The 26,803-nt window shown below is 71.8% G+C and carries 25 protein-coding genes and 1 pseudogene; 9 read left to right on the top strand and 17 right to left on the bottom strand.

The window, feature by feature from the left end; genetic code table 11:
* Positions 1-43: 43 nt before the first annotated feature.
* The 5 genes from G555_RS0107990 to G555_RS0107970 all read right to left on the bottom strand — a co-directional run bounded on the left by G555_RS0107990 (position 44) and on the right by G555_RS0107970 (position 4,052).
* Positions 44-1,021 carry an SRPBCC family protein gene (locus G555_RS0107990; protein WP_028708482.1) on the bottom strand — a complete coding sequence of 326 codons (978 nt, stop codon included), beginning with the start codon at positions 1,019-1,021 and terminating at the stop codon, positions 44-46.
* Between the two features lies 1 nt (position 1,022).
* On the bottom strand, positions 1,023-1,382 hold the full coding sequence (locus G555_RS0107985; protein WP_028708481.1) for an ArsR/SmtB family transcription factor: 360 nt from the start codon (positions 1,380-1,382) through the stop codon (positions 1,023-1,025).
* A 72-nt stretch (positions 1,383-1,454) separates the two neighbouring features.
* On the bottom strand, positions 1,455-2,471 hold the full coding sequence (locus G555_RS0107980) for an aldo/keto reductase (RefSeq protein WP_028708480.1): 1,017 nt from the start codon (positions 2,469-2,471) through the stop codon (positions 1,455-1,457).
* 2 nt (positions 2,472-2,473) lie between these two features.
* A complete protein-coding gene (locus G555_RS0107975; protein ID WP_028708479.1) occupies positions 2,474-3,364 on the bottom strand; it encodes an aldo/keto reductase in 891 nt (296 codons plus the stop codon).
* 109 nt (positions 3,365-3,473) lie between these two features.
* Complete coding sequence (locus tag G555_RS0107970; RefSeq protein ID WP_028708478.1) at positions 3,474-4,052, bottom strand: TetR/AcrR family transcriptional regulator; 579 nt, start codon at positions 4,050-4,052, stop codon at positions 3,474-3,476.
* Between the two features lie 334 nt (positions 4,053-4,386).
* On the opposite strand from G555_RS0107970, the gene G555_RS0107965 reads away from it, so the two are divergent.
* Together G555_RS0107965 and G555_RS0107960 are read left to right on the top strand one after the other, a co-directional pair.
* Complete coding sequence (locus G555_RS0107965) at positions 4,387-6,147, top strand: DEAD/DEAH box helicase (RefSeq protein WP_028708477.1); 1,761 nt, start codon at positions 4,387-4,389, stop codon at positions 6,145-6,147.
* 87 nt (positions 6,148-6,234) lie between these two features.
* Positions 6,235-7,335 carry an NAD(P)/FAD-dependent oxidoreductase gene (locus G555_RS0107960; RefSeq protein WP_028708476.1) on the top strand — a complete coding sequence of 367 codons (1,101 nt, stop codon included), beginning with the start codon at positions 6,235-6,237 and terminating at the stop codon, positions 7,333-7,335.
* 29 nt (positions 7,336-7,364) lie between these two features.
* On the opposite strand, the gene G555_RS0107955 is transcribed toward G555_RS0107960, so the two are convergent.
* On the bottom strand, positions 7,365-8,492 hold the full coding sequence (locus tag G555_RS0107955) for an alanine racemase (protein ID WP_028708475.1): 1,128 nt from the start codon (positions 8,490-8,492) through the stop codon (positions 7,365-7,367).
* Between the two features lie 152 nt (positions 8,493-8,644).
* Between G555_RS0107955 and G555_RS0107950 the strand changes: the two genes are divergently transcribed.
* Both G555_RS0107950 and G555_RS0107945 read left to right on the top strand, forming a co-directional pair.
* Positions 8,645-9,025 (top strand): phage holin family protein, encoded by a 381-nt coding sequence (locus G555_RS0107950; protein WP_028708474.1) that lies wholly within the window; start codon positions 8,645-8,647, stop codon positions 9,023-9,025.
* Between the two features lie 69 nt (positions 9,026-9,094).
* Positions 9,095-9,919 (top strand): rhomboid family intramembrane serine protease, encoded by an 825-nt coding sequence (locus G555_RS0107945; RefSeq protein WP_028708473.1) that lies wholly within the window; start codon positions 9,095-9,097, stop codon positions 9,917-9,919.
* Positions 9,920-9,958: 39 nt separating this feature from the next.
* Here G555_RS0107945 and G555_RS0107940 read toward each other — a convergent pair whose 3' ends face one another.
* Positions 9,959-11,611 (bottom strand): glycoside hydrolase family 13 protein, encoded by a 1,653-nt coding sequence (locus G555_RS0107940; RefSeq protein ID WP_028708472.1) that lies wholly within the window; start codon positions 11,609-11,611, stop codon positions 9,959-9,961.
* A 194-nt stretch (positions 11,612-11,805) separates the two neighbouring features.
* Between G555_RS0107940 and G555_RS18670 the strand changes: the two genes are divergently transcribed.
* On the top strand, positions 11,806-13,137 hold the full coding sequence (locus tag G555_RS18670) for a threonine/serine exporter family protein (protein WP_051208566.1): 1,332 nt from the start codon (positions 11,806-11,808) through the stop codon (positions 13,135-13,137).
* A gap of 16 nt (positions 13,138-13,153) precedes the next feature.
* Here the strand turns inward: G555_RS18670 and G555_RS0107930 are convergent, their stop codons facing one another.
* Together G555_RS0107930 and G555_RS0107925 are read right to left on the bottom strand one after the other, a co-directional pair.
* Positions 13,154-15,562, bottom strand: coding sequence for a transketolase-like TK C-terminal-containing protein (locus G555_RS0107930; RefSeq protein WP_084634919.1), 2,409 nt, complete (start codon positions 15,560-15,562; stop codon positions 13,154-13,156).
* Positions 15,563-15,619: 57 nt separating this feature from the next.
* Positions 15,620-16,639: a 1-aminocyclopropane-1-carboxylate deaminase gene (locus tag G555_RS0107925; protein WP_028708470.1), complete on the bottom strand. Its 1,020-nt coding sequence runs from the start codon at positions 16,637-16,639 to the stop codon at positions 15,620-15,622.
* Between the two features lie 100 nt (positions 16,640-16,739).
* On the opposite strand from G555_RS0107925, the gene G555_RS18665 reads away from it, so the two are divergent.
* Positions 16,740-17,381, top strand: coding sequence for a GntR family transcriptional regulator (locus G555_RS18665; RefSeq protein ID WP_036921609.1), 642 nt, complete (start codon positions 16,740-16,742; stop codon positions 17,379-17,381).
* 4 nt (positions 17,382-17,385) lie between these two features.
* On the opposite strand, the gene G555_RS0107915 is transcribed toward G555_RS18665, so the two are convergent.
* From G555_RS0107915 to G555_RS22820, 4 genes and pseudogenes are all read right to left on the bottom strand, one after another.
* A complete protein-coding gene (locus G555_RS0107915) occupies positions 17,386-18,639 on the bottom strand; it encodes an AI-2E family transporter (protein ID WP_028708469.1) in 1,254 nt (417 codons plus the stop codon).
* Positions 18,640-18,661: 22 nt separating this feature from the next.
* Positions 18,662-19,402: an NAD(P)H-binding protein gene (locus G555_RS0107910; protein WP_211223199.1), complete on the bottom strand. Its 741-nt coding sequence runs from the start codon at positions 19,400-19,402 to the stop codon at positions 18,662-18,664.
* Positions 19,403-19,478: 76 nt separating this feature from the next.
* Positions 19,479-20,909, bottom strand: coding sequence for a dihydrolipoyl dehydrogenase family protein (locus G555_RS0107905; RefSeq protein ID WP_028708467.1), 1,431 nt, complete (start codon positions 20,907-20,909; stop codon positions 19,479-19,481).
* Between the two features lie 45 nt (positions 20,910-20,954).
* Positions 20,955-21,505 (bottom strand): annotated as a pseudogene (locus tag G555_RS22820) (LysE family translocator).
* A 227-nt stretch (positions 21,506-21,732) separates the two neighbouring features.
* Between G555_RS22820 and G555_RS18655 the strand changes: the two are divergent.
* A complete protein-coding gene (locus G555_RS18655) occupies positions 21,733-22,431 on the top strand; it encodes a GNAT family N-acetyltransferase (RefSeq protein ID WP_051208565.1) in 699 nt (232 codons plus the stop codon).
* Entirely contained in the window at positions 22,431-23,153 is a 723-nt protein-coding gene (gene thrH / locus G555_RS0107890) for a bifunctional phosphoserine phosphatase/homoserine phosphotransferase ThrH (protein WP_245581221.1), read from the top strand. The genes G555_RS18655 and thrH overlap by 1 nt, the downstream gene beginning before the upstream one ends.
* A 10-nt stretch (positions 23,154-23,163) precedes the next feature.
* On the opposite strand, the gene G555_RS0107885 is transcribed toward thrH, so the two are convergent.
* From G555_RS0107885 to G555_RS18650, 4 genes are all read right to left on the bottom strand, one after another.
* The gene (locus G555_RS0107885; protein WP_028708465.1) at positions 23,164-24,315 is read right to left on the bottom strand and encodes an aminotransferase class I/II-fold pyridoxal phosphate-dependent enzyme; all 1,152 of its coding nucleotides are present in this window, start codon (positions 24,313-24,315) and stop codon (positions 23,164-23,166) included.
* Positions 24,316-24,402: 87 nt separating this feature from the next.
* Positions 24,403-24,717, bottom strand: coding sequence for an SHOCT domain-containing protein (locus tag G555_RS0107880; RefSeq protein WP_028708464.1), 315 nt, complete (start codon positions 24,715-24,717; stop codon positions 24,403-24,405).
* The gene (locus G555_RS0107875; protein WP_156887473.1) at positions 24,714-25,151 is read right to left on the bottom strand and encodes a DUF6325 family protein; all 438 of its coding nucleotides are present in this window, start codon (positions 25,149-25,151) and stop codon (positions 24,714-24,716) included. The genes G555_RS0107880 and G555_RS0107875 overlap by 4 nt, the downstream gene beginning before the upstream one ends.
* A 55-nt stretch (positions 25,152-25,206) precedes the next feature.
* Entirely contained in the window at positions 25,207-25,938 is a 732-nt protein-coding gene (locus tag G555_RS18650) for a siderophore-interacting protein (protein WP_051208564.1), read from the bottom strand.
* Positions 25,939-26,193: 255 nt separating this feature from the next.
* On the opposite strand from G555_RS18650, the gene G555_RS0107865 reads away from it, so the two are divergent.
* Positions 26,194-26,673: a YbaK/EbsC family protein gene (locus G555_RS0107865; RefSeq protein ID WP_028708462.1), complete on the top strand. Its 480-nt coding sequence runs from the start codon at positions 26,194-26,196 to the stop codon at positions 26,671-26,673.
* Positions 26,674-26,803 lie beyond the last annotated feature (130 nt).

The following is a 26,803-nucleotide window of genomic DNA, read 5'->3' as shown; positions in this document are numbered from 1 at the left end:
CGGGCCCCCGATCCCACTGACCGGGAACGCCGATCGCCGCAGGTCAGCGCGCGAGGAGGCCGTCCAGCCGGGCGTAGCTGGTCTCCATGCCGTCGGTCATGCCGGTGCCGAGCACCAGATCGCGCGTGGTCTTGTCGGGGTACGCGATGAGCAGCGTGATCAGCGTCGCGCCGTCCTCTTCGAACAAGGACAGATCGTTGGTGGTCGAGGGAAGGTCGGTGCCGGTCATGTGCTCGGTCGTGACCGCGCGGCGCGGCGGGTCGGAGAACAGGGTCTCGCCGTCGAACCCGAACGGCTGCCCGCTCGTGCTCTCATCCGGCTCCCAGGCGTAGCGGTAGCGGCCCCCGACATTCGCGTCGACCTCGCACACCGTCATGCGCCAGCCCTCGGGCCCGAGCAGCCACTGCCGCAGCAGTCCGGGCTCGTGGTGCGCCTGCCAGACCAGCTCGCGCGGCCCCTCGATGAGCCGCGTGATCCGCACGTGCGTGTCGTCGAGGATCTCCGTCCGCGTGCCCTTGCCCTGGGCGTAGGCCCGCAGGCCCTCCAACACGTGGTCGAGCTGGCTCATGGCGAGCGTCGACCCTTCGACCGCGCCCATCGCGACAACCTGCTCCAAGGCGTCGGGGGAGGTGAAGAACGTGACGTTCGTCATCCGCGATCCCTGACCGGTGGCTTCGAACGCGAAGGTCATGCGCATCGAGGGCATGCCCTCGATGGGCTTCCCGTCCTCGCCGAGGAACGAGTCGACCACCTCGAATCCGTTCGGCTCGTCGATCCGGAGGAACTCCCAGCCCCCGCGCGACAGGTCGCCGGTGGGGCTCGTCATGTGGTACTCGGCGCGACCGCCGACGCGGAGATCGAACACGGTGAAGGTCGCGGGCCAGCCCGGAGGGCCCCAGAAGCGTTCGAGCCGGCGCGGCTCGGTGAACGCCCACCACAGGCGTGAGACCGGAGCGGTGAAGTCGGCGACGAGCGTCATCGTGAGCGCGTCGGCATCGGTGGTCACAGCAGTGACGGGCATGTCAGGCTCCTCGGTGGTCGGATCGGGTCGGCTCGGCCAGCAGGGCGTCGAGGCGGTCCACTCGCGCTCGCCACATGTCCTCGTAGCGGTCGAGCAGGCGGCGAACGCGGACGATCGTGGTCGGGTCGGCCCGCACCAGCCGTTCCCGCCCCTGTGCCCGTTTGACGACGAGGTGCGCGGCCTCCAGGACAGACACGTGCTTCTGCACCGCGGCGAACGACATCCGGTAGGCCGCCGCGAGCGCCGACACGGACTGTTCCGCGGCGATCGTGCGGCGCAGGATGTCACGCCGTGTCGTGTCGGCGAGCGCCCGGAAGACCCGGTCCACCTCGTCGTCGCTGAGCTCGTTAACTACAACCATTTGGTTGCATGTTAATGCACGCCGACTCGTCTGACCACCCTCGAACACCGCCGTTCGGCCCAGCGGCCCGTGTCAGCGTCGCCGGGCGCCCACGGCGAGCTCGGTCTGTCCGTAGCTGTTGTCGTCGGGGTTGATCGTCACCCCCGGGGCGACGAGCTCGTCGATCCTGTCCAGGACGTCGGCCGGAAGCACGATGTCGGCCGCGGGGAGCTGCGACTCGAGCTGTTCCATCGTGCGCGGACCGATGATCGCCGAGGTGACGGCAGGATGAGTGAGAACGAAGGCGAGCGCGAGCTCGATGAGAGTCCGTCCGGCCTCGTCGGCCAGCAGGGCGAGGCTCTCGACGACGTCGAGCTTGCGCTGATTCGCCGGGCTCGTCATGTCGAACCGGGCAGGAGGACGGGCGGTCGACGTGGGTGTCCCCGCGGCGTCCTTGCGCCACCGGCCCGAGAGCCACCCGCCGCCGAGCGGGCTGTACGTCAGGATGCCCATGCCGTGGCGCTGCGCGGTGGGCAGGACGTCGGCCTCGATGCCGCGCACCAGGATCGAGTACGGCGGCTGCTCGGTGCGGAACCGCTCCAGGCCGCGCTCCCGCGCGACCCATTGCGCTTCGACGATCTGGCTCGCGGCGTACGAGGACGAGCCGATCGAGCGCACCTTGCCCTGCCGCACCAGATCGGTGAGGGCGCCGAGAGTCTCCTCCACATCGGTGTCGGGGCTGGGCCGGTGCACCTGGTACAGATCGATGTGATCGGTGTCCAGCCGGCGCAGCGAATCCTCGACAGCGCGCATGATCCACCTGCGGGATCCGCCACGCCGGTTGGGATCCTCTCCCATCGGCATGAAGAACTTGGTGGCCAGGACCACGTCGTCGCGGTGTCCCTTCAACGCCTTCCCGACGATCTGCTCGCAGGCGCCGGCGGAGTACACGTCGGCCGTGTCGACGACGTTCACGCCAGCGTCCAGCGCCCGGTGGATGACGCGGATCGAGTCGGCCTCGTCCGCATTGCCCCACGGACCGAACATCATCGTGCCCAGGCACAGCGGGCTGACCGACATGCCGGTCCGGCCCAGACGGCGGTAGTCCATGCTCATGCCTCCGGGATCTCGCGGGCCCACGCGGCCAGGGTGATCGTCGCCGGATCGGGGCCGCCGCGGACGCCGGTGTCGAGGACGTCGACGGCCGCCAGATCGGCATCGGACAGGGTGAAGTCGAACACGTCGAGGTTCTCCGCGATCCGCGCGGGCGTGACCGACTTCGGGATCGCCTGCCTGCCTTGCTGCATGTGCCAGCGCAGCATCACCTGCGCCGGAGTCCTGCCGTGCGCGTCCCCGATCCGCCGCAGGACGGGATCGTCCAGTGTGCTCCGGCGGTCCTGCCCGCCCCACCCCGGATAGAAGGTGATGCCACCGATCGGCGACCACGCCTGCGACAGGATGCCCAGCGCGGCGTGCTTCTCCAGCAGCTCGGTGTTGCGGAAGTAGGGGTGGATCTCGACCTGGTTCACAGCGGGCACGACCGAACTCGCGGCCAGCAGCCGATCGAGGTGATCGGGCAGGAAGTTGCTGACGCCGATCGCGCGGACCCTCCCGTCGGCCAGCAACGTCTCGAGCGCCCGATAGGCGTCCACCACGAGCCCGAACTCGGCCGGCAGGGGCTGGTGGAGGATCAGCAGGTCGAGCACGTCGACGCCGAGCTTCCCCGTGGCCTTGTCGAAGGCGTGGAGCGTCTTGTCGTACCCGTAGTCGCTCACCCATACCTTCGTCTCGACGAAGACGTCCTCCCGGGCCATCCCGGAACGATGCAGCGCCTCGCCCACCTGCCGCTCGTTGCCGTAGGCCGCGGCGGTGTCGATGTGCCGGTATCCCACCCGGAGCGCGGTCTCGACCGCGGCCACCGTCTCCTCGGGCGGGGTCTGGAAGACGCCGAATCCGAGGGCCGGGATGCGGACGCCGTTGTTCAACGTGAAGCTCATCGTCATGCGGCCAGGCTAGGTCCGTGACCACGGACGAGGCAGGCCCTGCCGGTACCGGGAACACCGGTCGCTCCCGGCCGCCCAGAGTCGGCACGCGGGCACAGCCGGGGGACGTCTATGCGAGGGCGTCCCAGAGTTCGGGGCGCAGCGTCAGGGCGATCAGGCGCTCCCCGAGATCGCGGTACCGATCCTCCAGACCGGTCATCCCCCACAGTGGCGCCGTGCTCACGCCGTCGGCGGAGGTCGCGACCATCATCAGCACGTGTTCGGGAAGCCCGTCGGCATCGAGCTCGGCGTACAGCTCCTCCGAGTCGGCCCGGGCCAGCTCGGCAACGGCACCCACCGTCATGAGCTGGCCGATCAGCATGATGGCGTCCCGCACCGACGCCTCGTCTCCCATCGGGACCAGCAACGCCCGCACGTAGGCCCGGGTCAGGCGCCCGGGCCGGTCGTCGGCGGGGTCGATCCGGGAGTACATGGCGTGCCGGAACTCCGCCAGGTGGTGCTGTGCGAGGGCGACGAGCAGGTCGTCCTTGCTGGCGAAGTGGTACAGCAGTCCGCCCTTGGACACGCCCGCCTCGTGCGCGATCTCGTCCAGGGACGCGTGGATGCCGTTTCTCCGGATCGCTGCGGCGGCCGCGTCCAGCAGCGCCCGTCTGGTGTCCTCAGGCGATCTGCCCGCTCTGCGTCCCACGTCCGACCTTCCGCCCAGCCGCTCCCGTCGCCCTGGAAGCCCGCGCTTCGGTCACACCGGACACCGTGGCGGAATCCGGGATGACCACAGTGGCACGCTACACGGCTGACGGCAGCGCGGTCGTGCCGGGCGGCGGGGGAACGCGCATGGTCCCCTCCTCGGGCGCCCCGCCCTGGATGATCACGGTCTCCGCAACAGCGACAGCAGCCTCTTCACCTGACCGGTGTGACGCGGCGCCCGCTGTTCGGTGTCGGCGCGGCACCCCGCAGAGCTGTCATCGCGATGGCGTAGGGTGGCGAGTCCGCGCCGATCGCCCGAGGGGAACGGAGGTCTCTTGCCCAACCCGGCAGCACTGGACCACCTCTCACCGGCGTATCCGGGTCGCGCACCCTGGGGCACCGCCGCGCGGCTCCGAGCCTGGCAGGCCGAGGCCCTCCAGGTGTATCGCGACCGGTCCGAACGGGACTTCCTCGCCGTCGCCACCCCCGGCGCGGGCAAGACGACCTTCGCGTTGCGCATCGCCAGCGACCTGCTGGCCGAGAGGATCGTGAAACGCGTCATCGTCGTGACCCCCACCGAGCACCTGAAGGTGCAGTGGGCCGACGCAGCGGCGCGGGCGGGCGTCCACCTCGACCCGGGTCTCGGAGGCGGGCGCGGCCGGTCCCGGCACTATCACGGCAAGGTCGTCACCTACGCCGGGGTCGCCGCCGCCCCGTACTTCTACGAGACGCTCACCGCCGATCAGCCCACCCTGGTCGTGTTCGACGAGATCCACCACGCCGGCGACTCGCTGGCGTGGGGCGACGGGGTCGCCCAGGCATTCGGCCCCGCGACCCGCCGGCTGGCGCTCACCGGTACCCCGTTCCGCTGCGACGACCACCCGATCCCGTTCGTCCGCTATCACGACGAGCCCGACGGCTCGCGACGCTCGGCCGCCGACTACGTCTACAGCTACGCGGAGGGCCTGCGGGACAACGTGGTGCGTCCCGTCGTCTTCTTCGCCTACGGGGGCGGCATGCGGTGGCGCACCCGCGCGGGCGACGAGCTGGAGGCCGATCTCACCGAGCCGCTCACCAAGGACCTCACCGCGCAGGCCTGGCGCACCGCGCTCGATCCCCACGGGCAGTGGATCGCGTCGGTGCTGACCGCGGCGGACCGGCGCCTCACCGAGGTGCGACGACACGTGCCGGACGCCGGTGGGCTGGTCATCGCCGGCAATCAGAAGAACGCGCGCGCCTATGCGAAGCTGCTGCACGACATCACCGGCGAGCCCGCGTCCGTCGTGCTGTCCGACGACCCGAGCTCGTCGGACCGCATCGACACCTTCGCCGCATCCGCCCAGCGGTGGATGGTCGCCGTACGGATGGTGTCGGAGGGCGTGGACGTCCCCCGGCTCGCGGTCGGGGTGTACGCGACGTCCGTCTCGACACCCCTGTTCTTCGCCCAGGCGATCGGGCGCTTCGTCCGCAGCCGGCGCCGTGGCGAGCTGGCCAGCGTCTTCCTCCCCACCGTCCCGCACCTGCTGCTCCATGCCCGTTCCATCGAACGACAGCGCGACCACGTCCTGGGCCGCCCGAAGAGCGAGGACGACGGCGACGGCCTGTGGAGCCCCGAGGAGCGCCTTCTCGCCGATGCGAACCGCGAGCAGTCGGCGTCCGACCTGCTCGGCGAGCAGGAGGCGCTGGACTCCTACTCCACCTTCGATCACATCCTGTTCGACGCCCAGGAGTACGGACTGCCCGCCGAGTACTCCAGCCGCGAAGAGGCCGAGTACCTGGGGCTTCCGGGCCTGCTGGAACCCGAACAGGTGCGTGTCGTCCTGCGCGAGCGCCAGCGCCGCCAGCTTGCGCGGCAGGAGCGGCAGGAGCGGCGCGACAAGGTCCCCGAGCCGGTCAGCCTCCACCGCGCGCTGAAGGCCAAACGCTCCGAGCTGAACCGCCTGGTCTCGCAGTTGGCCCGCGTCCGCGGCATCCCGCACAGCCATGTCCACGCCGCCCTGCGGCGCGAGGCGGGCGGACCGGCCCTCGCCCAGGCGAGCGCGGCCGACGTGGACCGCCGCATCGCCCTCGCCGGTCGCTGGCTGGCGCAGGGGTGAACGCCGCCGCACCGGGTGGGACGGGGCATCGTCCGCAGCTCGCGCGTTCCACGTGCGCAGGCCCGCGCACGGTGCGACGCTGACCGCATGGAACGGGTCGACGCGGTCGTGATCGGAGCGGGGGTCATCGGGCTCGCCGTGGCGCGGGCGCTGGCCCTCGCCGGTCGGGAGGTTCTCGTCCTGGAGGCCGCCGACCGCATCGGGACCGGCACGAGCTCGCGCAACTCCGAGGTGATTCACGCCGGGATCCACTATGAGCCCGGCAGCCTGAAGGCCCGCACCTGCCGCACCGGCGGGGCGGCGCTGTACCAGTACTGCGCCGACAGGGCAGTGGCGCACCGGCGGATCGGAAAGCTGGTCGTCGCCGCCACGGCCGACCAGCGTCCCCGACTGGACGCGATCCTCGCCCGCGCGCACGCCAACGGCGCGACCGAGGTGCGTGCCGTGTCCTCCGGTGAGCTGCGCGAACTGGAACCGGATCTCGTGGGGCACGCCGCGCTGCTGTCACCGGCGACGGGCATCGTGGACGGCGACGGGCTCCTGCGCGCGCTGCGCCGCGACGCGGAGGACCTCGGGGCGGTCGTCGTGTGCCGCAGCCCGGTCTCCGGCGGGGACGTCGGCGGCGACCCGCTCATCCTCGACGTCGCCGGTGCGGGCACTCTCGGCGCGGGCATCGTGGTCAACTGCGCAGGCCTCGACGCCTGGCGGGTCGCCCGATCACTGACCGGGTTCCCCGCGCACCGACTCCCTCCGCGCCGTCTCGCCAAGGGCACCTATTTCACCCTCGCGGCCGGATCGCCGCCGTTTCGCCGTCTGATCTACCCCGTTCCCGAGGACGGAGGCCTCGGCATCCATCTCACGCTCGACCTCGCCGGCGCCGCCCGCTTCGGGCCGGACGTCGAGTGGGTCGAGCACGTCTCCTACGACGTGGATGCGTCCCGCGCCCCGGCGTTCGCCCAGGCGATCGCCCGGTACTGGCCCGCAGTCGCCGACCACGAACTGGTTCCCGCCTACGCCGGGATCCGCCCGAAACTCGCCGGCCCGGCCGAACCGGCCGCCGACTTCTGCGTGCAGGGCCCGGCCGACCACGGCGCGAACGGCCTCGTCAATCTGTTCGGCATCGAATCGCCCGGGCTCACCGCGTCGCTCGCTCTGGCCGACGAGGTGGTCGCCGTGCTGACCCGCTGACCGGCTCCGGCCGCGCCGGGCCCTGCCGGTCACCAGCCGTTGACACGAGCCCATTCCGCCACGATCTCGGTGCCACCGGCCACGACGTGGTAGCGGTCGAACTGCGCCGCCGTCGCACACGCGTGGTTGGGGAGCACCCGCAACCGCGTGCCGATCGGCAGCGCCGGGAGCGAACGGGCGCTTCCCGGGCGCAGCGCGAGAACGCCGTGCTCCTGGGTGACACCGGCCACGAGGAGATCCGGGACGACGGCCCCGCCGAGATCGGTCACCACGCCGTATCCCTGGTCGACCTGCTGCTCCGCGGTGCCCCGGTCCCTCGACAACGCCATCCAGCCGCCGTCGGTCAGGATCCAGCCCTTTGCGGGCTGGTGGCCGATCACGGTCACGACGACCGACAGCGCGATGTCCTCCAGGGAGCACACACCCAGCCCCGCCATCACGAGGTCCTGGAAGACGTAGACACCCGCGCGCACCTCGGTGATCCCCCGCAGGTCGTCCGCGGAGCTCGCCGTCGGGGTGGAGCCGAGACTGACGACGGGGGAGGGCAGACCCGCCTCCCGAAGCGTCCGCGCGGCCGCCAGAACGCCGTCGCGCTCGCGTCGAGCCGCGGCCCGCACCTGCTCGTCGGTGCGGGCGTGATAGGAGCCGCCGTTGTGGGTGAGGACGCCCGCCAGCAGCCCCGCGTCCGCGAGCCTCCGTCCGATCTCCCCCAGGAGGGGATCGTGCGGAGCCAGCCCGGCACGCTGCCCGTCGGTGTCGATCTCGACGACCGCGGCTATCGCGGCGTCCTCTCGCGCCGCCGCCACGAGCGCCTCGGCCTGCGCGGGACTGTCGAGCAGCACGGTCACGGCGACGCCGCGGCGCGCGAGGCGCACCACGCGCGGCAGCTTGTGGGGATCGATGCCCACGGCGTACAGGATGTCTCTGTACCCGGCGTCCGCGAAGAACTCTGCTTCCGCGAGGGTCGAGACCGTGATCGGACCGGGCCCGCCCGGGAACACCCGGGAGGCGACCTCGACGGCCTTGGCCGTCTTCACGTGGTAGCGCAGCGGGACTCCCAGGCCGGCGAGCCGCTCCCGGAGGCGCGTGATGTTGCGATCCAGCCGTCCCGCGTCGACCGCGGCGAACGGGGTATCGGGATCGGCCAGGGTCGTCATCGTGCCTCCGGAGGTCGGCGGTGTCGGGCTGCCCTCAAGTCTGCACCCGTCGCACGCGGGTCCGGCGCGGCCCATCGGCACGGATGCGCGGAAGACGGTGCATGTGGCCCGTGTACCCCCGCCGGCGGCCCGTTGTTGGCACGATGATCGTCATGAGACTCCTCATCCGGATCGGCATCAGCCTCGCGACCTCCGCGCTGGGCCTCCTCCTCGCGGCACTCCTCGTGGCGGGCTTCCACGTGCAGATCGGCGGATTCCTCGCCGCCGTCGTCGTCCTCACCGTCGCGCAGGCCGCCCTGGCCCCCCTCGCGACCAAGATCGGGCAGCGCTACGCGCCCGCGCTGATGGGCGGGATCGGGATCATCTCCACTCTCGTGGCCCTGCTGATCGCATCGCTGATCCCGGGCGGCATCGCCGCCTCCGGCGTCACGACGTGGATCCTGGCGGCGGTCGTCGTCTGGATCTGCACGGCGGCAGGAGGCTGGATCCTCGTGGCCCTGCTGCTCCGCAAACGCCGCGCCGCCGCGAGCTGAGCAGCCTCGCCGGAGCCGGTCGACGCACCGGGTGAACACCGCGTGCGGGCATCTGGCACGCTAGCTGTCATGAGTGGTCTCTTCGCAGCGCGTGGTCCGTCGAGCGAGCCCTGGTTCCGTGTCGGACGGTTCGAGGTGACCACCACGCTCGCGGTCGTGGTCCTCGTCGTCGCGTCCTGGATCGTCTGGGCCGCGACCCCCGATCTCGTCTTCTCCCTGTACTACTCGCCGGAGACGATGGGGGTCGAGCTCTGGCGCCTCGTGACCTGGCCGCTGGCGAACCAGCCGTCCCTGTGGGGAATCCTCAACCTGTTCTTCTTCTGGTACTTCGCGACGAACCTCGAGAACACCATCGGGCGGACCCGCATGCTGCGGCTCCTGCTCGGCATCTGGGCGAGCCTGACCGTCGCGGCCACGGTCGTCGGGCTGACGATCGGCGGCGGCGCGCTCGCCGGGATCGGCATGATCCAGTTGGTGATCCTGCTCATCTGGATCGCGGAGTACCCCACGATGCGGTTCTTCTTCAACATCCCGGCGTGGGTCATCGGCGTGGTGCTCGTCGCCCTGCAGGTTCTCATGCTGATCGCGGCACGCAGCCCCGAGGGCCTGCTCAGCCTGGCCCTCAGCCTTGTGCTCGTCGCCGTCGTCGCGCGGATGGTGGGCCTGCTCACGGCGTACCCGTGGATCCCCGGCGGGCGTCGCGCCGGACGTCCGAGGAGCCCCCGCCCGTCCCGGGCGCAGCGCAGCCAGGCGAAGAACGAGCAGCGCCGGATGACCGATCGGGAACGGCTCGACCTGCTGCTCGACCAGATCGGCGAGCAGGGCATCCACAGCCTCAGCAGCAGCCAGCGGCGTGAACTCCTGCGCCTGCGGGACCGCCTGCGCGGGCAGTGAGCCGTTCCCGGGCCACCGCGACCACAGGGAACAGGCGGGTCAACGACGCACCCAGACGGTCGCCTCGCCGGCCAGGCGGCCCGCGTCGAGGGGCGCGCTCGTCATCACCACCTCGCCCTGCGGCAGAGCGACGGGGGCCTCGCCGAAGTTCGCGACGATCCGCCACTCGTCGCCGCGCGAGAACCGCAGCACGCCCGGCGAACCGTCTTCCCAGGCGAACACGCCCGTGATCTCGCGCCGCGCACGGAGCGCGTTCCTGTAGAACCACAGCGTGGAGTCGGGATCGGCCTCCTCGACGTCCACCGCGTACCGGGCGAACCACGATGGCTGCGGCAGGTGGGCGCCTCCGGCACCGAACCCGAAGGAGGGGCCGGTGGACGTCCAGGGCAGCGGGACGCGGCAGCCGTCGCGGCCCACGTCGGCACCCCGGCTGCGGAAGAAGACCGGATCCTGCCGCTCGGCGGCGGGAATGCTCCCGACCTCCTGCAGCCCGAGTTCTTCCCCCTGGTAGAGGTAGGCCGACCCGGGCAGCGCCAGCATGAGCAGCGTGGCCGCCCGGGCACGACGCAGCCCGCGGGCGGCGTCCACCGCCGCCGGGTCGCCGCCGGAGCGCAGCCAGTCCCCTCCGTCGTCGCCGGCGGGCCCTGGCAGCCCGTACCGCGTCGCGTGCCGCACGACGTCGTGATTCGAGAACACCCAGGTCGACGACGTGCCGGACGCGGTCGCATCGGCGACATTGCGTTCGATGATCTCCCGGAAGGCCACCGCGTCGAAGCCCGCCTCCAGCAGGTCGAAGTTGAACGCCTGACCGAGGCTCGCGGGCGACGCGTACCGCACGCGCCGGTGGGCCGGCACCCACGCCTCCGCGACAGCGGTCCGCGGCGGGTCGTAGTCGTCGAACACCCGGCGCCACTCGGCGTAGACGTCCTGCACGTCGTCGCGGTCGAACAGCGGGTGATGCCCCTCGGGGAACATCTGCTCGGTCCCGTGGACGTCGGGAAGGGCGTCGTGGGCCGGATCCAGGTCCTTGGTGAGCATGAACGCGACGTCGATGCGAAAACCGTCGACGCCACGGTCGGCCCAGAACCGGATCGTTCGCAGGAAGTCGTCGCGGACGTCCCGCCGGTCCCAGTTCAGGTCGGGCTGTTCGGCGGCGAAATAGTGGAAGTACCACTGGCCCGGGGTTCCGTCGGGCTCGACGACCCGCGTCCACGCCGGGCCGCCGAAGATGGATGTCCAGCCGTTCGGCGGCGACGCACCGTCGTCGCCACGGCCCTCGCGGAAGTGGTAGCGCCCGCGCGCATCCGAACCCCGTCCGGTCGCCAGCGCCTCGCGGAACCAGGCATGCCGGTCGGACGTGTGGTTGGGGACGATGTCCACGATCACCTTGATCCCGGCGCCGTGGAGGGCGGCGATCAGCGCATCGATGTCCGCGAGCGTGCCCAGCCGCGGATCGACATCGCGGTAGTCGTCCACGTCGTACCCGCCGTCGGCAAGGGCGGACGGATAGAACGGGCTCAGCCAGACGGCGTCGACGCCCAGGTCGGCGAGGTATCCGACGCGCCCGGTGATCCCGGCGAGATCGCCGATCCCGTCGCCGTTGCCGTCGGCGAAGCTGCGCGGATAGATCTGGTACACCACGGCCTCGCGCCACCAGTCGGCCGGCGACGGGTCGTGCTTCGCGGGGGTCATGGATCTCCTCGGGACATCGGGATGCGTCCGGGCGCGCGCCGGGTCACCCCGACCCTACTGAGTTCCAGGGCGCCGTCGACCTCTCCGCGGCGCCCCTGGAGCCGGCACGTCGTCCCGCCCAGCGGCACCGCGACGACACCGGGGCGGGCCCGGCCCAGGATGGAGGGCGTCCCGACGATCATCGAGGAGCCGTGATGAACAGCGCAGGCAGTCCCGTGAGCCCGGACCGCGTCCTGGCCGAGAAGTCCGACGCCGTCTGCCGGATGGGTTCCCTGATGCTGAGCTCGGGAACCGGCTCGTACCGGGTGAAGGCGGCGATGGGACGCGTCGCCGAGGCCCTCGGCATCGACCAGTTGGAGGCCCAGGTCAGCCTCACCGAGATCGTCGCCACGACGCGCGCGCACGGCACGTTCCGCACGCAGGTCGTCGAGGTGCCCGCCCCGGTGGTCAACGCGGACCGCATCGAGGAGCTCATGCGGGTGTCGCTGCGAGCGAGCCCGGGACTGACCGCCGCCGGGCTGCAGGGCAAGCTCGACGACGTGGAGGCGCGCCGAGGGCTGTACCCGCCGGTCGCCGTCGTGACGGGCGCCGCGGTCGCCTGCGCCGCGTTCGCATTCCTGAACAACGGCGGCTGGCTGGAGTGCGTCGCGGCCGGGCTCGCGGCCGGGCTGGGCAAGTCCGTCCACCTGGCCGTGCGCCGGCTGCGCCTGAACCAGCTCGCCACGGTGGCGATCGCCGCGGTGACGGCGTGTGCGCTCTTCCTGCTCGTCTCGCAGGCGATCCCCTGGCTGTTCCCGGGCGTCACGACGACGGCCCACGAGGCGGCCTTCATCTCCGCGGTGCTGTTCCTCGTCCCGGGATTCCCGCTGCTGACCGCCGCGCTCGACCTGGCGCGCTTCGACTTCACGTCCGGCGTCTCGCGACTGCTGTACGCGGGCATGATCACGCTGGCCGCCTCCCTGGGCGTGTGGCTGGTGGCCTGGGCGTTCACGATCGACCCCGCGGAACTCCCCGCGGCCGCTCTGCCGCTGTGGCTGCTGCTTCCCCTGCACCTGCTCACAAGCTTCCTGGGCGTGTTCGGCTTCGCCGTCACGTTCAACACGCCGCCCCGGGCGGGGCTCGCCGCGGGCGCCATCGGGGCGGTCGCGAACACGGCGCGCCTGGCCGCGGTCGACGCCGGGTGGAACCCGCTGCTGTGCGCGCTCGTCGCGACCACCGTCATCGGGTTGCTCGCCGGCTGGGCGAGTCAGCGCATCCTGTCGCCGCGGATCATCCTGTCCGTCCCGGCGGTGCTGATCATGATCCCCGGCGTCAGCACCTACCGTGCGGTCGTCTCCAGCATCGACCGCGATCCCGTGAACGCCCTCACCTACGCGATGACGAGCATCGCGGTGCTGACCGCGCTCGCGGGCGGACTCGCGGTCGCGCGGATGCTCACCGATCCCGCGTGGATCGCGGCCAACCCGACCTGGACGCGGATGCCCCGCACGCGAGCGCAGCGCACGCTGCGGGACGACGACCGGTAGTCGGCGCCGACCCGGCTCAGCGCCCGGTGAGATCGAGGGCGGCCTCGACGACGGACATGGTGTCGATGCCGTGGAGCCGGTATGCCTCCTCGACCGACGAACACTGACCGACCTGGGTGACGCCGAGATTGCGGCATCGGTCGCCCCGAGCACCTGCGAGGAAGGACAACGTGTGGGGGTGTCCGTCCAGCACCGTCACGAGGGGAGCGGGGCAGCCGCCCGGGAACAGGACGTCCACGATGTCCGACCGTGGCTCGCCGTCACGCCCGCCCCGGTCCTGGAGCGACCGGAAGACCTTGCTCGCACTCGTGAGACAGACCACGCCGGCGTCGACGCCGAGTCCGGCGAGAACGTCCCGCGCGGCGCACACCTCGGTCATGATGGCGCCGGCCGCGACGAGCGTCACCTGATCCGTCTCCGGGCGACCCGCCAGCCGGTAGCCACCCGCCAGGACCTGCCGGCGGCGCCGTTCCCGCAGCAGTGGATCGGCCGGCACCCGGGCGAGTTCCTGGTTCACGGGTCGCGTACTGAGCCGGAAGTACGCCGACTCGCCGCCGGCCCGCCCGACATGACGCATCGCCTCCAGCAGGGTCCACTCCAGGTCCTGGGCGAAGGCGGGCTCCCAGCTCGTCAGCCCCGGGATCTCCAGTGTGATGGACGGCGTGTTGAACGACTGGTGCGCGCCGCCCTCGGGAGCGAGGCTCACACCCGAGGGCGTCCCGACCACGATGGACTGGCCACCGGCGTACATCCCGAAGGTCCACGGCTCCAGCGCCCGGTTGATGAAGGGGTCGTACAGCGTCGCCAGCGGGATCAGCGGGCGGCCCCAGCGACTGAAGGTCGAGCCGAGCTCGCCCGCGAGGCCGACGAGGTTCACCTCGGCGATGCCGAGCTCGATGTGGCGTCCCTGCGACCGCTCCCGCCACCGCATGACCCGTTCCGGGTCGTCGGCGAACCAGTCCGTGCGGCCGGCCGGTGACCAGACGCCCGTCTTGTTGATCCATCCGGCGAGATTCGTCGACGTCGCCACGTCGGGGCTGAGGGTGACGACATGCTCGGCCACGTCCGGGGCGGTGTGGAGCAGATCGAGCAGGAAGCGTCCCAGCGCGGTCTGGGTCGAGGTGACGGCCTTCGGCCGGTAGCCGAGCTCATCGGGCACCGCCGGTGCCGGATGGGAGGGGAGCGGTTCCCGGCGCAGGCGTTCGGCGGTCTGTTCGCACAGCTCGGCGGCCGGGGTTCCCGGGGCGAACCGGGCCCACGGATCCTCCATGTTCACTCCCGAGATCTCGGCGAGTTCGGCCAGTTGGGCCGCGGTGAGCTGCGCCGAGTGATTTCCGGGATGCCCTTCTGTCGCGAGTCCGCGGCCCTTGATCGTGTAGGCGAAGACGACCGTCGGCCGCGTATCGTCGATCCGGCCGAGGGTCTCGATCAGCCGGCCGATGTCATGGCCTCCGAGATCGCGGATGGCTCCGGCCAGTTCCAGCGGGCCGAGGGTGTCGAGCAGGGCGGCCAGCGCGGGCTGGTCGACCTCGGGCACGCCGGTCATCACCCGCTCGTGGAGTTCCCCCGGGTGGGAGCGCAGCAGCCGCTGGAACTCCTCGTTCGGCATTCCCCGCAGCCGTCGCTCGAACGCGTCGCCGCCGGGCCGGGCGAAGAGCGCGTCGAGGCGTGATCCCCACGGGCAGGTGAGAACCTGCCAGTCGGCCGCCGCGAACATCCCCTGCAGCCTGCTCACCTGCACGTCGGGAATCACCCTGTCGAGGGACTGACGGTTGAGATCGACGATCCACACCACCTCCCCGAGATGGCGTACCTCGGGGTCGATGATCGCCTCCCACACGGCGCCCTCGTCCATCTCGGCGTCGCCCAGCAGCGAGTAGAAGCGGCCCGCAGCAGGCGTGCCGGGGAAGCGATCGCGCAGATGGCGGTGGGCCAGCGCAGCCCACACCGGTGCGGTGGCGCCGATGCCCACCGACCCTGTCGAGAAGTCGATCTCGTCGGGGTCCTTCGTCCGGGAGGGGTAGGCCTGCAACCCGCCCAAGGAGCGCAGCCGGGACAGGTAGGACGCGTCCAGCCTGCCGAGCAGGTAGCTGATGGCGTGCAGCACGGGCGACGCGTGCGGCTTCACCGACACGCGATCCTGTGCCCGCAGCGCCGAGAACCACAACGCCGTCATGATGGCGACCATCGACGCGGAGGACGCCTGGTGGCCACCGACCTTCACACCGTCGGGGTTGGCGCGGCCGCGATTGGCCGCGTCGATCATCGCCGTGGACAGCCACAGCAGGCGCTGCGCCACCTCGTCGAGGACCGACGCGTCGGCCGTCCCCGCCAGCGACAAGGGCCGGGAGTTGACGGTCGGCGGGTCGAGCTGGACGGAGGTCTCGTACTGGTGTCGTTCGTCGTCGTGGCGTTGGTCCGGCATTGGTCCTCCCGAGGGCGGGGACGGAGGCGGCCCCCGTCCGTCTGCTGGTGGGCCTGATCAGTCGAAGATACCGCTGTAGGCGTTGAGGGCGAGCTGTCCGCCCAGATGCGCGTAGAGGACGTTCGACTCGCGGCCGATCTCGCCGCCGTGGACGAGATCGATCAGGCCGGCCATCGACTTGCCTTCGTACACCGGGTCGAGGATCACGCCCTCGAGCCGACCGGTGGTGCGGATGGCGTCGACGGTCGAGTCGACGGGAACGCCGTAGGCGTCTCCGGCCCATCCCTCCAGCACGGTGATCTCGTCGTCCCGCAGGTCGCGGTCGACGCCGATCTTGCGGGCGGTGTCTCGCGCGATCCGCTCCACCTGGTCGCGGGTCTGCGCGAGCGTCGCGGACGCATCGATGCCGAGGACGCGACGCGGCCGTCCGCCGGCGTCCTCCAGCGCCGCGAACCCGGCGATCATGCCGGCGTGCGTCGAACCGGTGACCGTGCAGACGACGATGGTGTCGAAGAAGACGCCCAGCTCCGCCTCCTGCGCGGCGACCTCGTAGGCCCAGTTCGCGAAGCCGAGGCCGCCCAGGGGATGCTCCGAGGCGCCGGCGGGGATCGGGTACGGCCGGCCGCCGTGTGCCTCCACGTCGGCGAGCGCCTCCTCCCAGCTCGACCGGATGCCGATGTCGAAGCCGCCCGGGTCGAGTCGGACGTCGGCGCCCATGATCCGCGACAGCTCGATGTTGCCCACCTTGTCGTAGACCGGGTCGCTCCAGTCGACCCAGTGCTCCTGGACCAGCCGGGCCTTGAGACCGAGGTGCGCGGCGACGGCCGCGACCTGGCGTGTGTGGTTGGACTGGTAGCCGCCGATGGACACGAGGGTGTCGGCGCCGCTGGCCAGGACGTCGGGGACGATGTACTCGAGCTTGCGGACCTTGTTGCCCCCGAAGGCCAGACCGGAGTTGCAGTCCTCGCGTTTCGCCCAGATCTGCGCACCCCCCAGGTGACGCGAGAGGTTGCGCAACGGATGGACGGGGCTCGGACCGAACGTCAGAGGGTAGCGGTCGAAGTCGGACAATGGCATGGAGATCTCCTCGGTCGGATCGACAACATGCAATATATTGCATTCACCAGATCCAACGCACCGGTCGATCGCGGATCGGCCCGCTGACCGAGGAGGCACCGTGCCCGTTCCCGCCGCGCGTGACGTCCATCGCCGTCGTCCGCTTCGCGACGACGTCTATCGCACGCTGCGCGATGCGATCGTCCGCGGCGAACTCGCCCCGGGGGAACAACTGCGCGACGCCGATCTCGGTGCGTGGCTCGGCGTATCCCGCACACCGGTCCGCGAGGCGCTGCTCCGGCTGCAGCGTGTCGGCCTGGTGCACAGCTCTCCGGGCCGCATGACGATCGTGGCTCCCGAGGATCCCACGGCGCTGCAGCACGCCCAGGTGGTGGCTGCCGAACTACACGCCCTGGCGGTCCGGCTCGCGACCCCGCACCTGGCGCCGGCCGACCTGGCCGCCATGGAAGCCGCGAACGACCGGCTCACGGCCGCCCTGGCGGTCGATGACGCCGAGGCCGCGATCGAGGCCGACGACGCCTTCCACCGCGTCGCGGTGGCAGCGAGCGGCAACCCGCTCCTGGCGCGCCTGCTGGAGGAGGTCACCGGGACCCTGCGCCGCGCGGAGTTCCTGCACTTCGGATCCCTCACCGGTGCGGCCTCGCCCGCGCAGCACACCGCGATCATCGCCGCCGCGGCCGGGCAGGACTCCGCTCGCGCTGCCGACCTGACCCGCGAGAACTGGGCGCGCCTCGCCCGATGACCGCTCAGTCCTCGGGCCGCAGCCGCGCATCCTGGCGCGGGATGTACACATTGCGCAGGATGATCAGCAGCGAGGCGGCGACCGGCACGGCCACGAGGGCGCCGAGCAGGCCGAGCAGGCTCGCCCCCACCATCGCGCCGATGAGCACGAGCGACCCGGGGACGTCCACCGCCCGCGTCATGACACGCGGTGTGAGGACGTACGCCTCGACCTCCATGTACGCGAAGTAGGCGATGGCGAAGATCAGCCCCGTGACCGGCGCATGGAACAGGCAGATGATCGTCGCGATGATCAGGAAGAGGAACGGCCCGATCATGGGGATCATCGTGATGAGCAGGGCGAGCAGCGCCAGCAGCGGCGCGAACGGGATGCCGAGGATCGTGAGCAGGAGGAACGCGAACACGGCATTGCAGAACGCGAGCACCACCATGCCGGCGACGTAGCTGCCGACGGCCTCGGTCACCTTCTCGGTGAGTTCGGCCAGCCGCGGCCGCGCGTAGGCCGGCGCCAGGCTGTACAGGGCGCGCTTCATGCTGCCCAGCGTCGCGAGGAAGTACAGGGTCAGCACGATCACGATCAAAGTGCCCGAGAAGGCGTTGATGGCGCCGGTGCCCACCGCGACCGCACCGCCGCCGAGGGCGAGCAGGTTCGCCGGGTCGGCCAGCCACGCCGACGCCTGGTCGAGAATGCCGGCGTAGACGTCGCCGCCCTGGCCGAACAGTTCGAGCGCCCGCTTGAACCAGTCGGCGTTCTCGACCTGGATCACATACCCCGGCATGTTGCCGGCCAACTGGGCGATCTGCGTGATGGCCACCGGGATGAGCCACGCCAGCACGCCCGCGACGACCACGGCGAAGCCCACGAACACGATGGCGATGCTCAACCCCCTCGACATCCCGTGCGACTGCAGCCACCGGACGACCGGATCGAGCGCCAGCGCGATGAACAACGCGACGCCGATCGAGATCAGCACCGTCGACAGGGACGAGAGGCCGCCCGCGATGGCCAGCGCGACGAGTGCCCCCGCGGTCACGACGAAACCCCAGCGGAACGGATGGCTGATGTCGATCAGCACCCGTGACCGGCGTCGGGACCGCGGCGCGTCGGCTGCGGCGGACGTGTCCGGAACGGGCCCCAGGGGGACGGCGTCGGGCTCGGCCGCGGCACCGGGGGCGCCGTCCGATTCCTCCGCGACGGCCGGCGCGACGGTGTCCTGCGTCTCGGCGGTACCCTCTGCGGGCAGATCCTGGTCGGTCATCGTGGTCTCCTTCTGATCGCGATCAGCGCCCCATCGTGCGCACGACGTGCTGGACGGCCTGGGCGACGGGCGTCGGTCCGTCGGTCAACTCCACGATCGCCCGGCTCAGGCGCGGCGCGTGCAGGGCGGCCGCGAGGAATGCGGCGACGTTGTCCCGCGACACCGCTCCGTAGACGAGTGCCAGTCCGGCCCGCACCGCCCCGGTCCCCGCGCTGTCGGTGAGCGTCCCGGGGCGCACGATGAGCCAGTCCAGGGGAGTGGTGACGAGGAACGCATCGGCACGCTTCTTGACGGCCATGTAGTGCTCGAAGCGCTCGACCGGCTGGCCGCCGCGACCGGCCTCGGGCATGGCCGACACGAGCACGAAGCGCCGAACCCCCGCCTCGACCGCGGCACGTGCCGCCTTCTCGAGCCCGTCTCCGTCGATGGCCGTCGTCTGGCTGATCCCGGTGCCGTGCGCTCCGGCGGAGAACACGATGGCATCGTGTCCACGCACGCGCCCCGCGAGTTCGGAGACGGAGTCGGCGACGAGACCGCCCGCGACGGGTGACCCTCCCGCCGCCCGGATGTCGCTGGCCTGCTCGGGCCGTCGGTGCATTCCGCTGACCCGGTCGCCGGACTCGGTGAGGAACGCGGTCAGTCTCCGTCCGACGCCCCCGGCGGCTCCGATCACGAAGATGCGCATGTCGTCCTCCCAGGTGGTCGGCGGGGCCTCGGCCGCGTCCGGCCGGTCGGTGAGGCGCTCCGCCTGTCGTGCACACACTTCACCATGCCGACCCGCTCCCCGGCGTGATGTCCACGCCGGCGAGCCGATCCGGTCGGACGGCGCGGACGCGGCGTCATCGCGAGCGGTCTGCGGACCGTCCGTATTCCTCCAGCCACCGCAGCCACACCTCGCTGACGGTCGGGTAGGGCGGTACCGCGTGCCACAGCCGCTCGAGCGGCACCTCCGCGACGACCGCGATCGTCGCGGCGTGTACCAACTCGGCGACCTCGGGACCGACGAACGTCGCTCCCACCAGGACCTCGCGATCGGTGTCGACGACGGCCCGCGCGCGTCCGCGGTAGTCATCGGACCAGGTGGCTGCTCCGGCGATCCAGGACAGGTCGTGGTCGAGCACCCGGACCGGCAGCCCCTTCTCGCGCGCCTGCGCCTCCGTGAGCCCGACAGCCGCGATCTCGGGGTCCGTGAAGATCGCCTGCGGCACTGCGGCATGATCAGCGGTGGCGACATGTGCGCCCCACGGCCGGTCGTCGACCGGCCGGCCGAAGGCCCGCGCGACGATCACGTCCCCTGCGGCCCGGGCCTGGTACTTGCCCTGGTGCGTGAGGGCCGCGCGGTGGTTGACATCCCCCACGGCATAGAGCCAGTCGCTGCCCCGGACGCGCTGGGTGTCGTCGACGTCGAGCCACGCTCCGGGCACGAGGCCCACCGCGTCGACACCCAGGTCGGTCGTGCGGGGCAGGCGTCCGGTCGCGCACAGGACCTCGTCACCGGTCACCGTCCGGCCGTCGGCGAGCATCACGTGGACGGAGCCGCCGATCCGTCGGGCGGCCGCCACGGCGATGCCCTCGCGGATGTCCACGCCCCGGTGGGTGAGCGACGCCCGTACGGCGTCGGCCGCGAACGGCTCCACGCCGCGCAGGAGACGGGAGCGCACGACCATCGTCACCGCGGAGCCGAGGTCGGTGAAGACCGTCGCCATCTCGGCAGCGACGACGCCTCCGCCGAGAATGACGAGCGAGGCGGGGATGTCCTGCACCCCGGTCGCGTCCCGGTTGGTCCACGGGCCGGCCTCGCTCAGCCCGGGGATGTCGGGGATGAGCGCGGCCGATCCCGGGCACACCGCCACGGCGTGCCGCGCGGTGAGCGTCACGGCCCGTCCGTCGCCGGCCGTGACCTGCACGATCCGCTCGCCCGCGAGGCGGCCGTGCCCGCGGATGAGCTCGATCCCCGCCGATGCCACCCACTCGACCTGGGACGTGTCGTCCCCGCCGTGAGTGAGGCGATCGCGGCGTGCGAGGACCGCGCCGACATCGAGGTCGCCGGTCACGGCCTGGGCCGCACCGCCCACGGCCCGGGCGGCCCGCAGCGCGGCACCGCTGCGCAGCAGCGCCTTCGAGGGCATGCATGCCCAGTAGGAGCACTCGCCACCGACCCGCTCACCCTCCACGAGGGCGGTGCGCAGGCCCCCGCGGGTCGTGCGATCCGCCACGTTCTCGCCGACCGGGCCGGCGCCGACGACGATCACGTCGTACATGGTGTCCATCGCCCCACGCTAGCGAGGCGGCCCGCGGAGCGGGAGTGCCGCGGGTCAGGTGTGCTGCCAGACCAGGCCCACGCCGAATGCGATGAGCACGCCCCCGGTGACCCTGTCCACGGCTCGCAGGGCCCGAGGATCGGCCAGCCGGCGCCGAGCCCAGCCGGACGCGAGGATGAGCGAGCCCAGCCACAGGAGACCGAGCGTCACGTGGACGAGGGCGAGCATGAGGCCGACCCCGAGCGGGGGGTAGCCGGAGGGGACGAACTGGGGGATCGTCGCGACGTAGAAGACCCCGATCTTCGGGTTGAGGACGTTGGTCGTCAACCCCGTCAGATACGAGCGGCGCAGCGTCGCGGCCGGAGCGGCGGGCAGGACGTCGTGCCCGCCGCGTCGCCCGATGGTGCGCAGGATCATGCGGACCCCGAGGAACACCAGGTACGCGCACCGGCGAAGGACACGACACTGTAGGCGAGGCGGGAGGTCGCCAGCAGCAGCGCCCCGCCGAGCGCGGCAGCGGCTCCCCACAGAAGCAGGCCGGAACTGATGCCGAGGGCGGTCACGAGCCCCGCGCGACGTCCCGCGGTCAGGGTGGATCGCAGCACCAGGGCGGTGTCGAGCCCCGGGGTGACCGTGACGAGCGCGGCCAGAACGGTGAAGCCGAGGACGGCCTGCAGCAGGCTCACGCGGCAAGGCTAGGGGCATTCGCCCGCGCCCCCTGCGTCATCTTGTGCCCGTGCCGCGGCAATACCCCGGCGGAAGAGGTCCGGGCATCGGGTGCCGGCCGGGCACGCCCGCCACGCCGCAGCGGCCGTTTCCCTAGGATGTGCGTGTGCACATCGCTCCGATCACCGCCGCCGCCGTGCTTCGGCGGGCGTACGACCGTGTGCTCGTGCCCACGTTCCCGGCCGCGGAGCTGGGTCCCTACGAGACGCTCGAGCCGCACTGGCGATCGGGACGCAGCCTCGCCTGGGCCGCCCTGTCGGACGACGAGGAGGTGCTCGGCGTCGCGGTGTGCGATCGGTACGCGGAGTCGTCCACCGCGCTGCTGACCTACCTCGCGCTGGCCCCTGGCCGGCGGGGCGGGGGAGTGGGCGGCGCACTCTACCGCCACGCGGTGGACGCCACGATCCAGGGTGACGACGTCGACCTGCTCGTCGGCGAGTTCGAGCATCCCGCGCTGCACGGTGGCAGCGAATCCGGCGGCGACCCCGTCGCGCGACTGCGCTTCTACGACCGCCACGGCGCCCGCGGTCTCGCCCTGCCGTACTTCCAGCCCGGCATCGCCGGACAGCCCCGGGTGCCCGGCTTCATCCTGGGCGTGCTCGCGGTGCGGCCGCGTCTCGCCGGGCCCGACGGCGTCGCGGGGCCGACCGTCCACGCCTTCCTCACCGAGAATCTCCGCGTCCACGAGGGCGCGGTCGCCGACGATCCGGCGGCGCGGCGGCTGCTCGCCGCCGCGGCCGTCCCCGACGTGGCCACCGTCGCGTTGACCGACCCCGACCGCATTCCCCTGTGCCAGGAGGCCTGATGCCATCCGCGACCGCCGACCGACGGCATCCGAGCCCGTCTCCGACCGAGAACGGGATGTCGAGCGCGCCCGATCCGCGGCCCGAGCTCGTCTGTCTCGACCTGGAGGGCGTCCTGGTTCCGGAGATCTGGATCAACGTCGCCGAGCGCACGGGCATCGAGGCGCTGCGGCGCACCACCCGGGACGAACCGGACTACGACGTGCTCATGCGCTACCGGCTCGATGTCCTCGACCGCCACGGATTGCGGCTTTCCGACATCCAGGACGTCATCGCGACGATGGCGCCCCTGCCCGGAGCGATCGAGTTCCTCGGCTGGGCGCGCGAGCGGTTCGGCGTGGTGATCCTGTCCGACACGTTCGCGGAGTTCGCCCGGCCCCTGATGCGCCAGCTCGGCTGGCCCACGCTGTTCTGCCACTCCCTCATGGTGGACGGCGACGGCCGGATCACCGGCTACCGGCTGCGGCTGCCCGACCAGAAGCGGGCGGCCGTTCGTGCGTTCGGAGACCTCGGGTTCCGCATCATCGCCGCGGGGGACTCCCACAACGACACCGCGATGCTCCTCGCGGCCGACGCCGGCATCCTGTTCGACCCGCCGCAGAGCGTCGTGGACGCCTTCGGTCAGCTTCCCGTCACTCGTGGCTACGACGAGTTGAGAGCCGCGATCTCGGCCGCGTCCACGCGGCGTGCGGGATCCGGGTGCGACGACGAGCCGCGAGCCTGAGCGTCGGGTCTCAGTCGGCCTCCCACCGGGCGAGCCTGTCGATGGCGGCGTTGACGTCGGCGGTCGACCCGGCGAACGACATCCGCACGAACCGGTGCCCCGTCACGGTGTCGAAGTCGATGCCCGGGGTGAGGGCCACGCCGGTCGCGGCGAGTGCCTCCGCGCACCACCGCGTCGAGTCCGCGGTGAGGTGGGAGACGTCGCACCAGGCGTAGAACGCCCCGTCGGGTGGCGCATAGTCGGTGATCCCGAGCTCGGGCAGCCGCCGCAGCAGCAGCTCCCGGGTGCGGGCGTACCGGTCCACGTGCCCGTCGAGCTCGGCGCGGGACCGGCGCGAGAACGCCTCCACGGCGGCGTACTGGCTGACTGCCGGCGGGCAGATCGACAGGTTGCCGCTCAGCACGTCGACCGGTCGCCGCAGCCACTGCGGCAGGAGCATCCAGCCGATCCGGTAGCCGGTCATCGAGAAGTACTTGCTGACCGAGCCGATGACGACCGCGTCCCGACCGGTCGCCCACGCGCTGCGCGTCGGACGCCCGTAGGAGATGCCGTGATAGATCTCGTCGCTCACCAGCAGGCAGTCGTGGGCGCGGCACCAGCCCGCGATGGCGTCCAGTTCGGCCGGATCGATGATCGTTCCCGTGGGGTTCGCCGGGCTCGCGACGATCACGCCGGCGGGCGGTTCGGACAGCGCGTCGAGCTGGGCGACGGAGGGCTGGAACCGGGTCGCGGCACCGTCGAGCTCGACCACCCGGCAGCCGAGGGCCGTCAGCGTGTTGCGATACGCGGGGTATCCGGGCCGGGTCATCGCGATCGTGTCCCCGGGGTCGAACGCCGCCAGGAAGAGGGCGACGAAAGCGCCCGACGATCCCGTCGTGACGTATACCTCGGTGGCATCGACGTCGATCCCGTCGCGCTCGCGGTGGTGACGGGCGATCGCCTCGCGCAGGGGCAGGATGCCGGGGGTCTCGGTGTAGCCGAGGACATCGGTGCGCAGGGCCTCGCGAGCGGCCTCCAGGACCGGCCGCGGCGCCGCCGAGGACGGCTGGCCCGCGCACAGGAGGAGAGCGTCGCCGTGGGTGCGCTGCCGCTCGGTCGCGGCCTGCAGCACCTGCATGACGTGGAACGGCTCGACCTGGCTGCGGTGTGCGGGTCCTCGCATGACCGCGACCTTACCCAACACGACGGGGGTCGCCGCGCCACGGAGCGTTCCGCGAACCGACCGCGGTCGACGCCCTTCGCCGGGCCGTCAGGCTCCGGCGAGGATGCGCTGTTTGGCCGTCTCGAACTCGACGGGGGAGAGCACGCCGCTGTCGCGCAGCGCGGCGAGCTGGGTGAGCTGATCCACCAGGCCGGGCTGCGGAGCCGGGCCGCCCGCGGGCGGCGGGGGGACCGGAGGTCCACCCTGCGGGGGCTGACCGGGCGCGGGTGCGGCTGCCGGTTGCCTCGCCGCCGCCTGCGTGGCGGCGTCCTGCGCGGCCCATCGCTGCTGTTGCCTGCGATGTGTGCGTCCGATCACGCTCGCGGCCACGTGAGCGCGAGCAGCCGTGCGCAACAGGCTCATCGCCCCACCGCCTCGGTGACGTCCAGGGAGTGCTCGAGTTCGTCGATCTCGATCCCGCCGGACATCAGCAGCCGTCCGCCCTCCGTGGCCCAGGCCTCCGCGGTGGTGGCGAGGCTGCGTTCCTCGTACACCACGGCCAGCGCCCGCGAACCAGGGGGCAGTGCGCCGGTGATCGTCGCCAGGTCCTCGGAGTCGAGGATGTCGCTCGCCACGCCGTCGAAGGCTGCGGCGGTCTCCGCGGTGGCCACCTCGCCGAGGGGCAGCCGGACGGGCGATCCGTCCGGTCCCGCAGCGACGCATTCCACATCGAGGATCTCGATGAGTCCGGCATCGACACGGCCGAGCAGTTCCTTCAGTCCGGCGTCCGCGCGGGCCTCCTCGGGGAAGGAGAACACCAGGTAGTCCACCGGTCCGGCATACAGATCCGTTGCCACGCCGCCAGCCTAGCCGCAGGTGCCCGGGCGGGCCGGGTCGATGTCCACGTCGGTGTCAGTCAGGGACCGGGCCGGAGGTGTCGTCGCGCGTGCGGCCCATCGCCCTGCCACGGATCCAGTACGCCTGCAGATAGGTGTTGGCCTTGGTCCCGCCGGGACGGCCGCGCAGCGCACGCAACGCCCTCAGGGCCGCGGACTCGCCGGCGGCCCACACCTGCCAGTTCGCCCAGTCACGCGAACCGATGGAGCCTGCGAGGGCTCCGGGGGAGTGCGGCACCCGCGTGACGTGCAGCGACGGGTGGGGTGCCAGCGGGATGTCCCTCTCGTGGTCGTGGTGCTGTTCGAGGAACAGCTCGACCGGCACGTCCGGCACGGCCCGTAGGATCCCGTTGACCGCCGGGACGGCCGACGGGTCGCCCACCAGGAGCAGTCCACGCGCAGCCGGATCCGCCACGAACGGCTCCGAGCCGTACGACTGCGCCATCACCGTCGCTCCCGGCACGGCCGTCGTCGCCCACGCCGACGCAGGGCCCGCCGGCTCGTGGATCACCACGTCGATGTCGAGTTCGCCGGTCTCCGGGTCGGCCTCGGCGATGGTGTACCCCCGCTGGACCTCCCGGCCGGGGTGCGCGGGGTCGGGGAACCAGATCCGCACCCACGCGGCCGGCTCAGGGGCGACCTCGGCGAGCAGCGTCGGCGACGAGAAGCGCAGCCGCCGGAATCCGGTGCAGACGTCGTGGGCGGAGAGGAGGGTGAGTTCGTGGTCGCGCGCTCCGAGCACCCGCATGACCGCCCCTTGCCAGCCCCGACCCATGCCGCCTCCGTCCGAATCGTCAGTTGGTTAGGTGTGCCTACCCAAAGTTAGGACGGCCGAAGAGTGCGGTCAAGCGCGCCGGGTCCCGGCGAACGCTCCGAAGTTGCCGGGTTTTCTCGCTTTTCCGCACGAACCAGAGCGTTCGATGTGGGGGTGCCACGACGTGACGAGCCGGAAGGGGATCGTCACGCGAACACTAGGCTGCCACCAGCGATGGAGAGAGGTCCGATGAGCATGTCCCTGCCCGCATCCGCCCAGAAGGTGGCCGACGCGCTGGCCGCCGCCGGCATCACCGGCGCCGTGCGCATTCTGCCCGACTCCGCACGGACCGCCGCGGAGGCGGCGACGGCGATCGGCTGCGACGTCGGCGCCATCGCGAACAGCCTCGTGTTCCTCGCCGACGGCGAGCCGCTTCTGGTGATGACGAGCGGGGCGCACCGCGTCGACGTGGTCGCGCTCGCAACCCGGCTCGGAAAGCAGAAGATCTCGCGCGCGTCCGCCGACCAGGTGCGCGCCGCCACGGGCCAGGCGATCGGGGGTGTCGCCCCGGTCGGGCATCCCGCCCCGATCGAGACCGTCGTCGATGTCGACCTGGCCGAGTTCGACGAGATCTGGGCCGCGGGAGGAACCCCGCACGCGCTCTTCCCGACGACCTACGACGACCTTCTGCGGATCACCGACGGCGCGCCCGTCTCGGTCGTGGCCTGACTGTGAGGATCTCGACGCAGTGCGGTCAAGCGCGCCGGGTCCCGGTGAACGCTCCGGAACTGCCGGATTTTCTCGCTTTTCCGCACGAACCAGAGCGCTCGATGGAACCTACGACCGTCGTGCCGACAGG

It is taken from the genome of Propionicicella superfundia DSM 22317, assembly GCF_000423465.1.
Lineage (GTDB): Bacteria > Actinomycetota > Actinomycetes > Propionibacteriales > Propionibacteriaceae > Propionicicella > Propionicicella superfundia.
The sequence above is the reverse complement of the archived record's forward strand: the minus strand, read 5'-3'. Positions and strand labels throughout refer to the sequence as shown.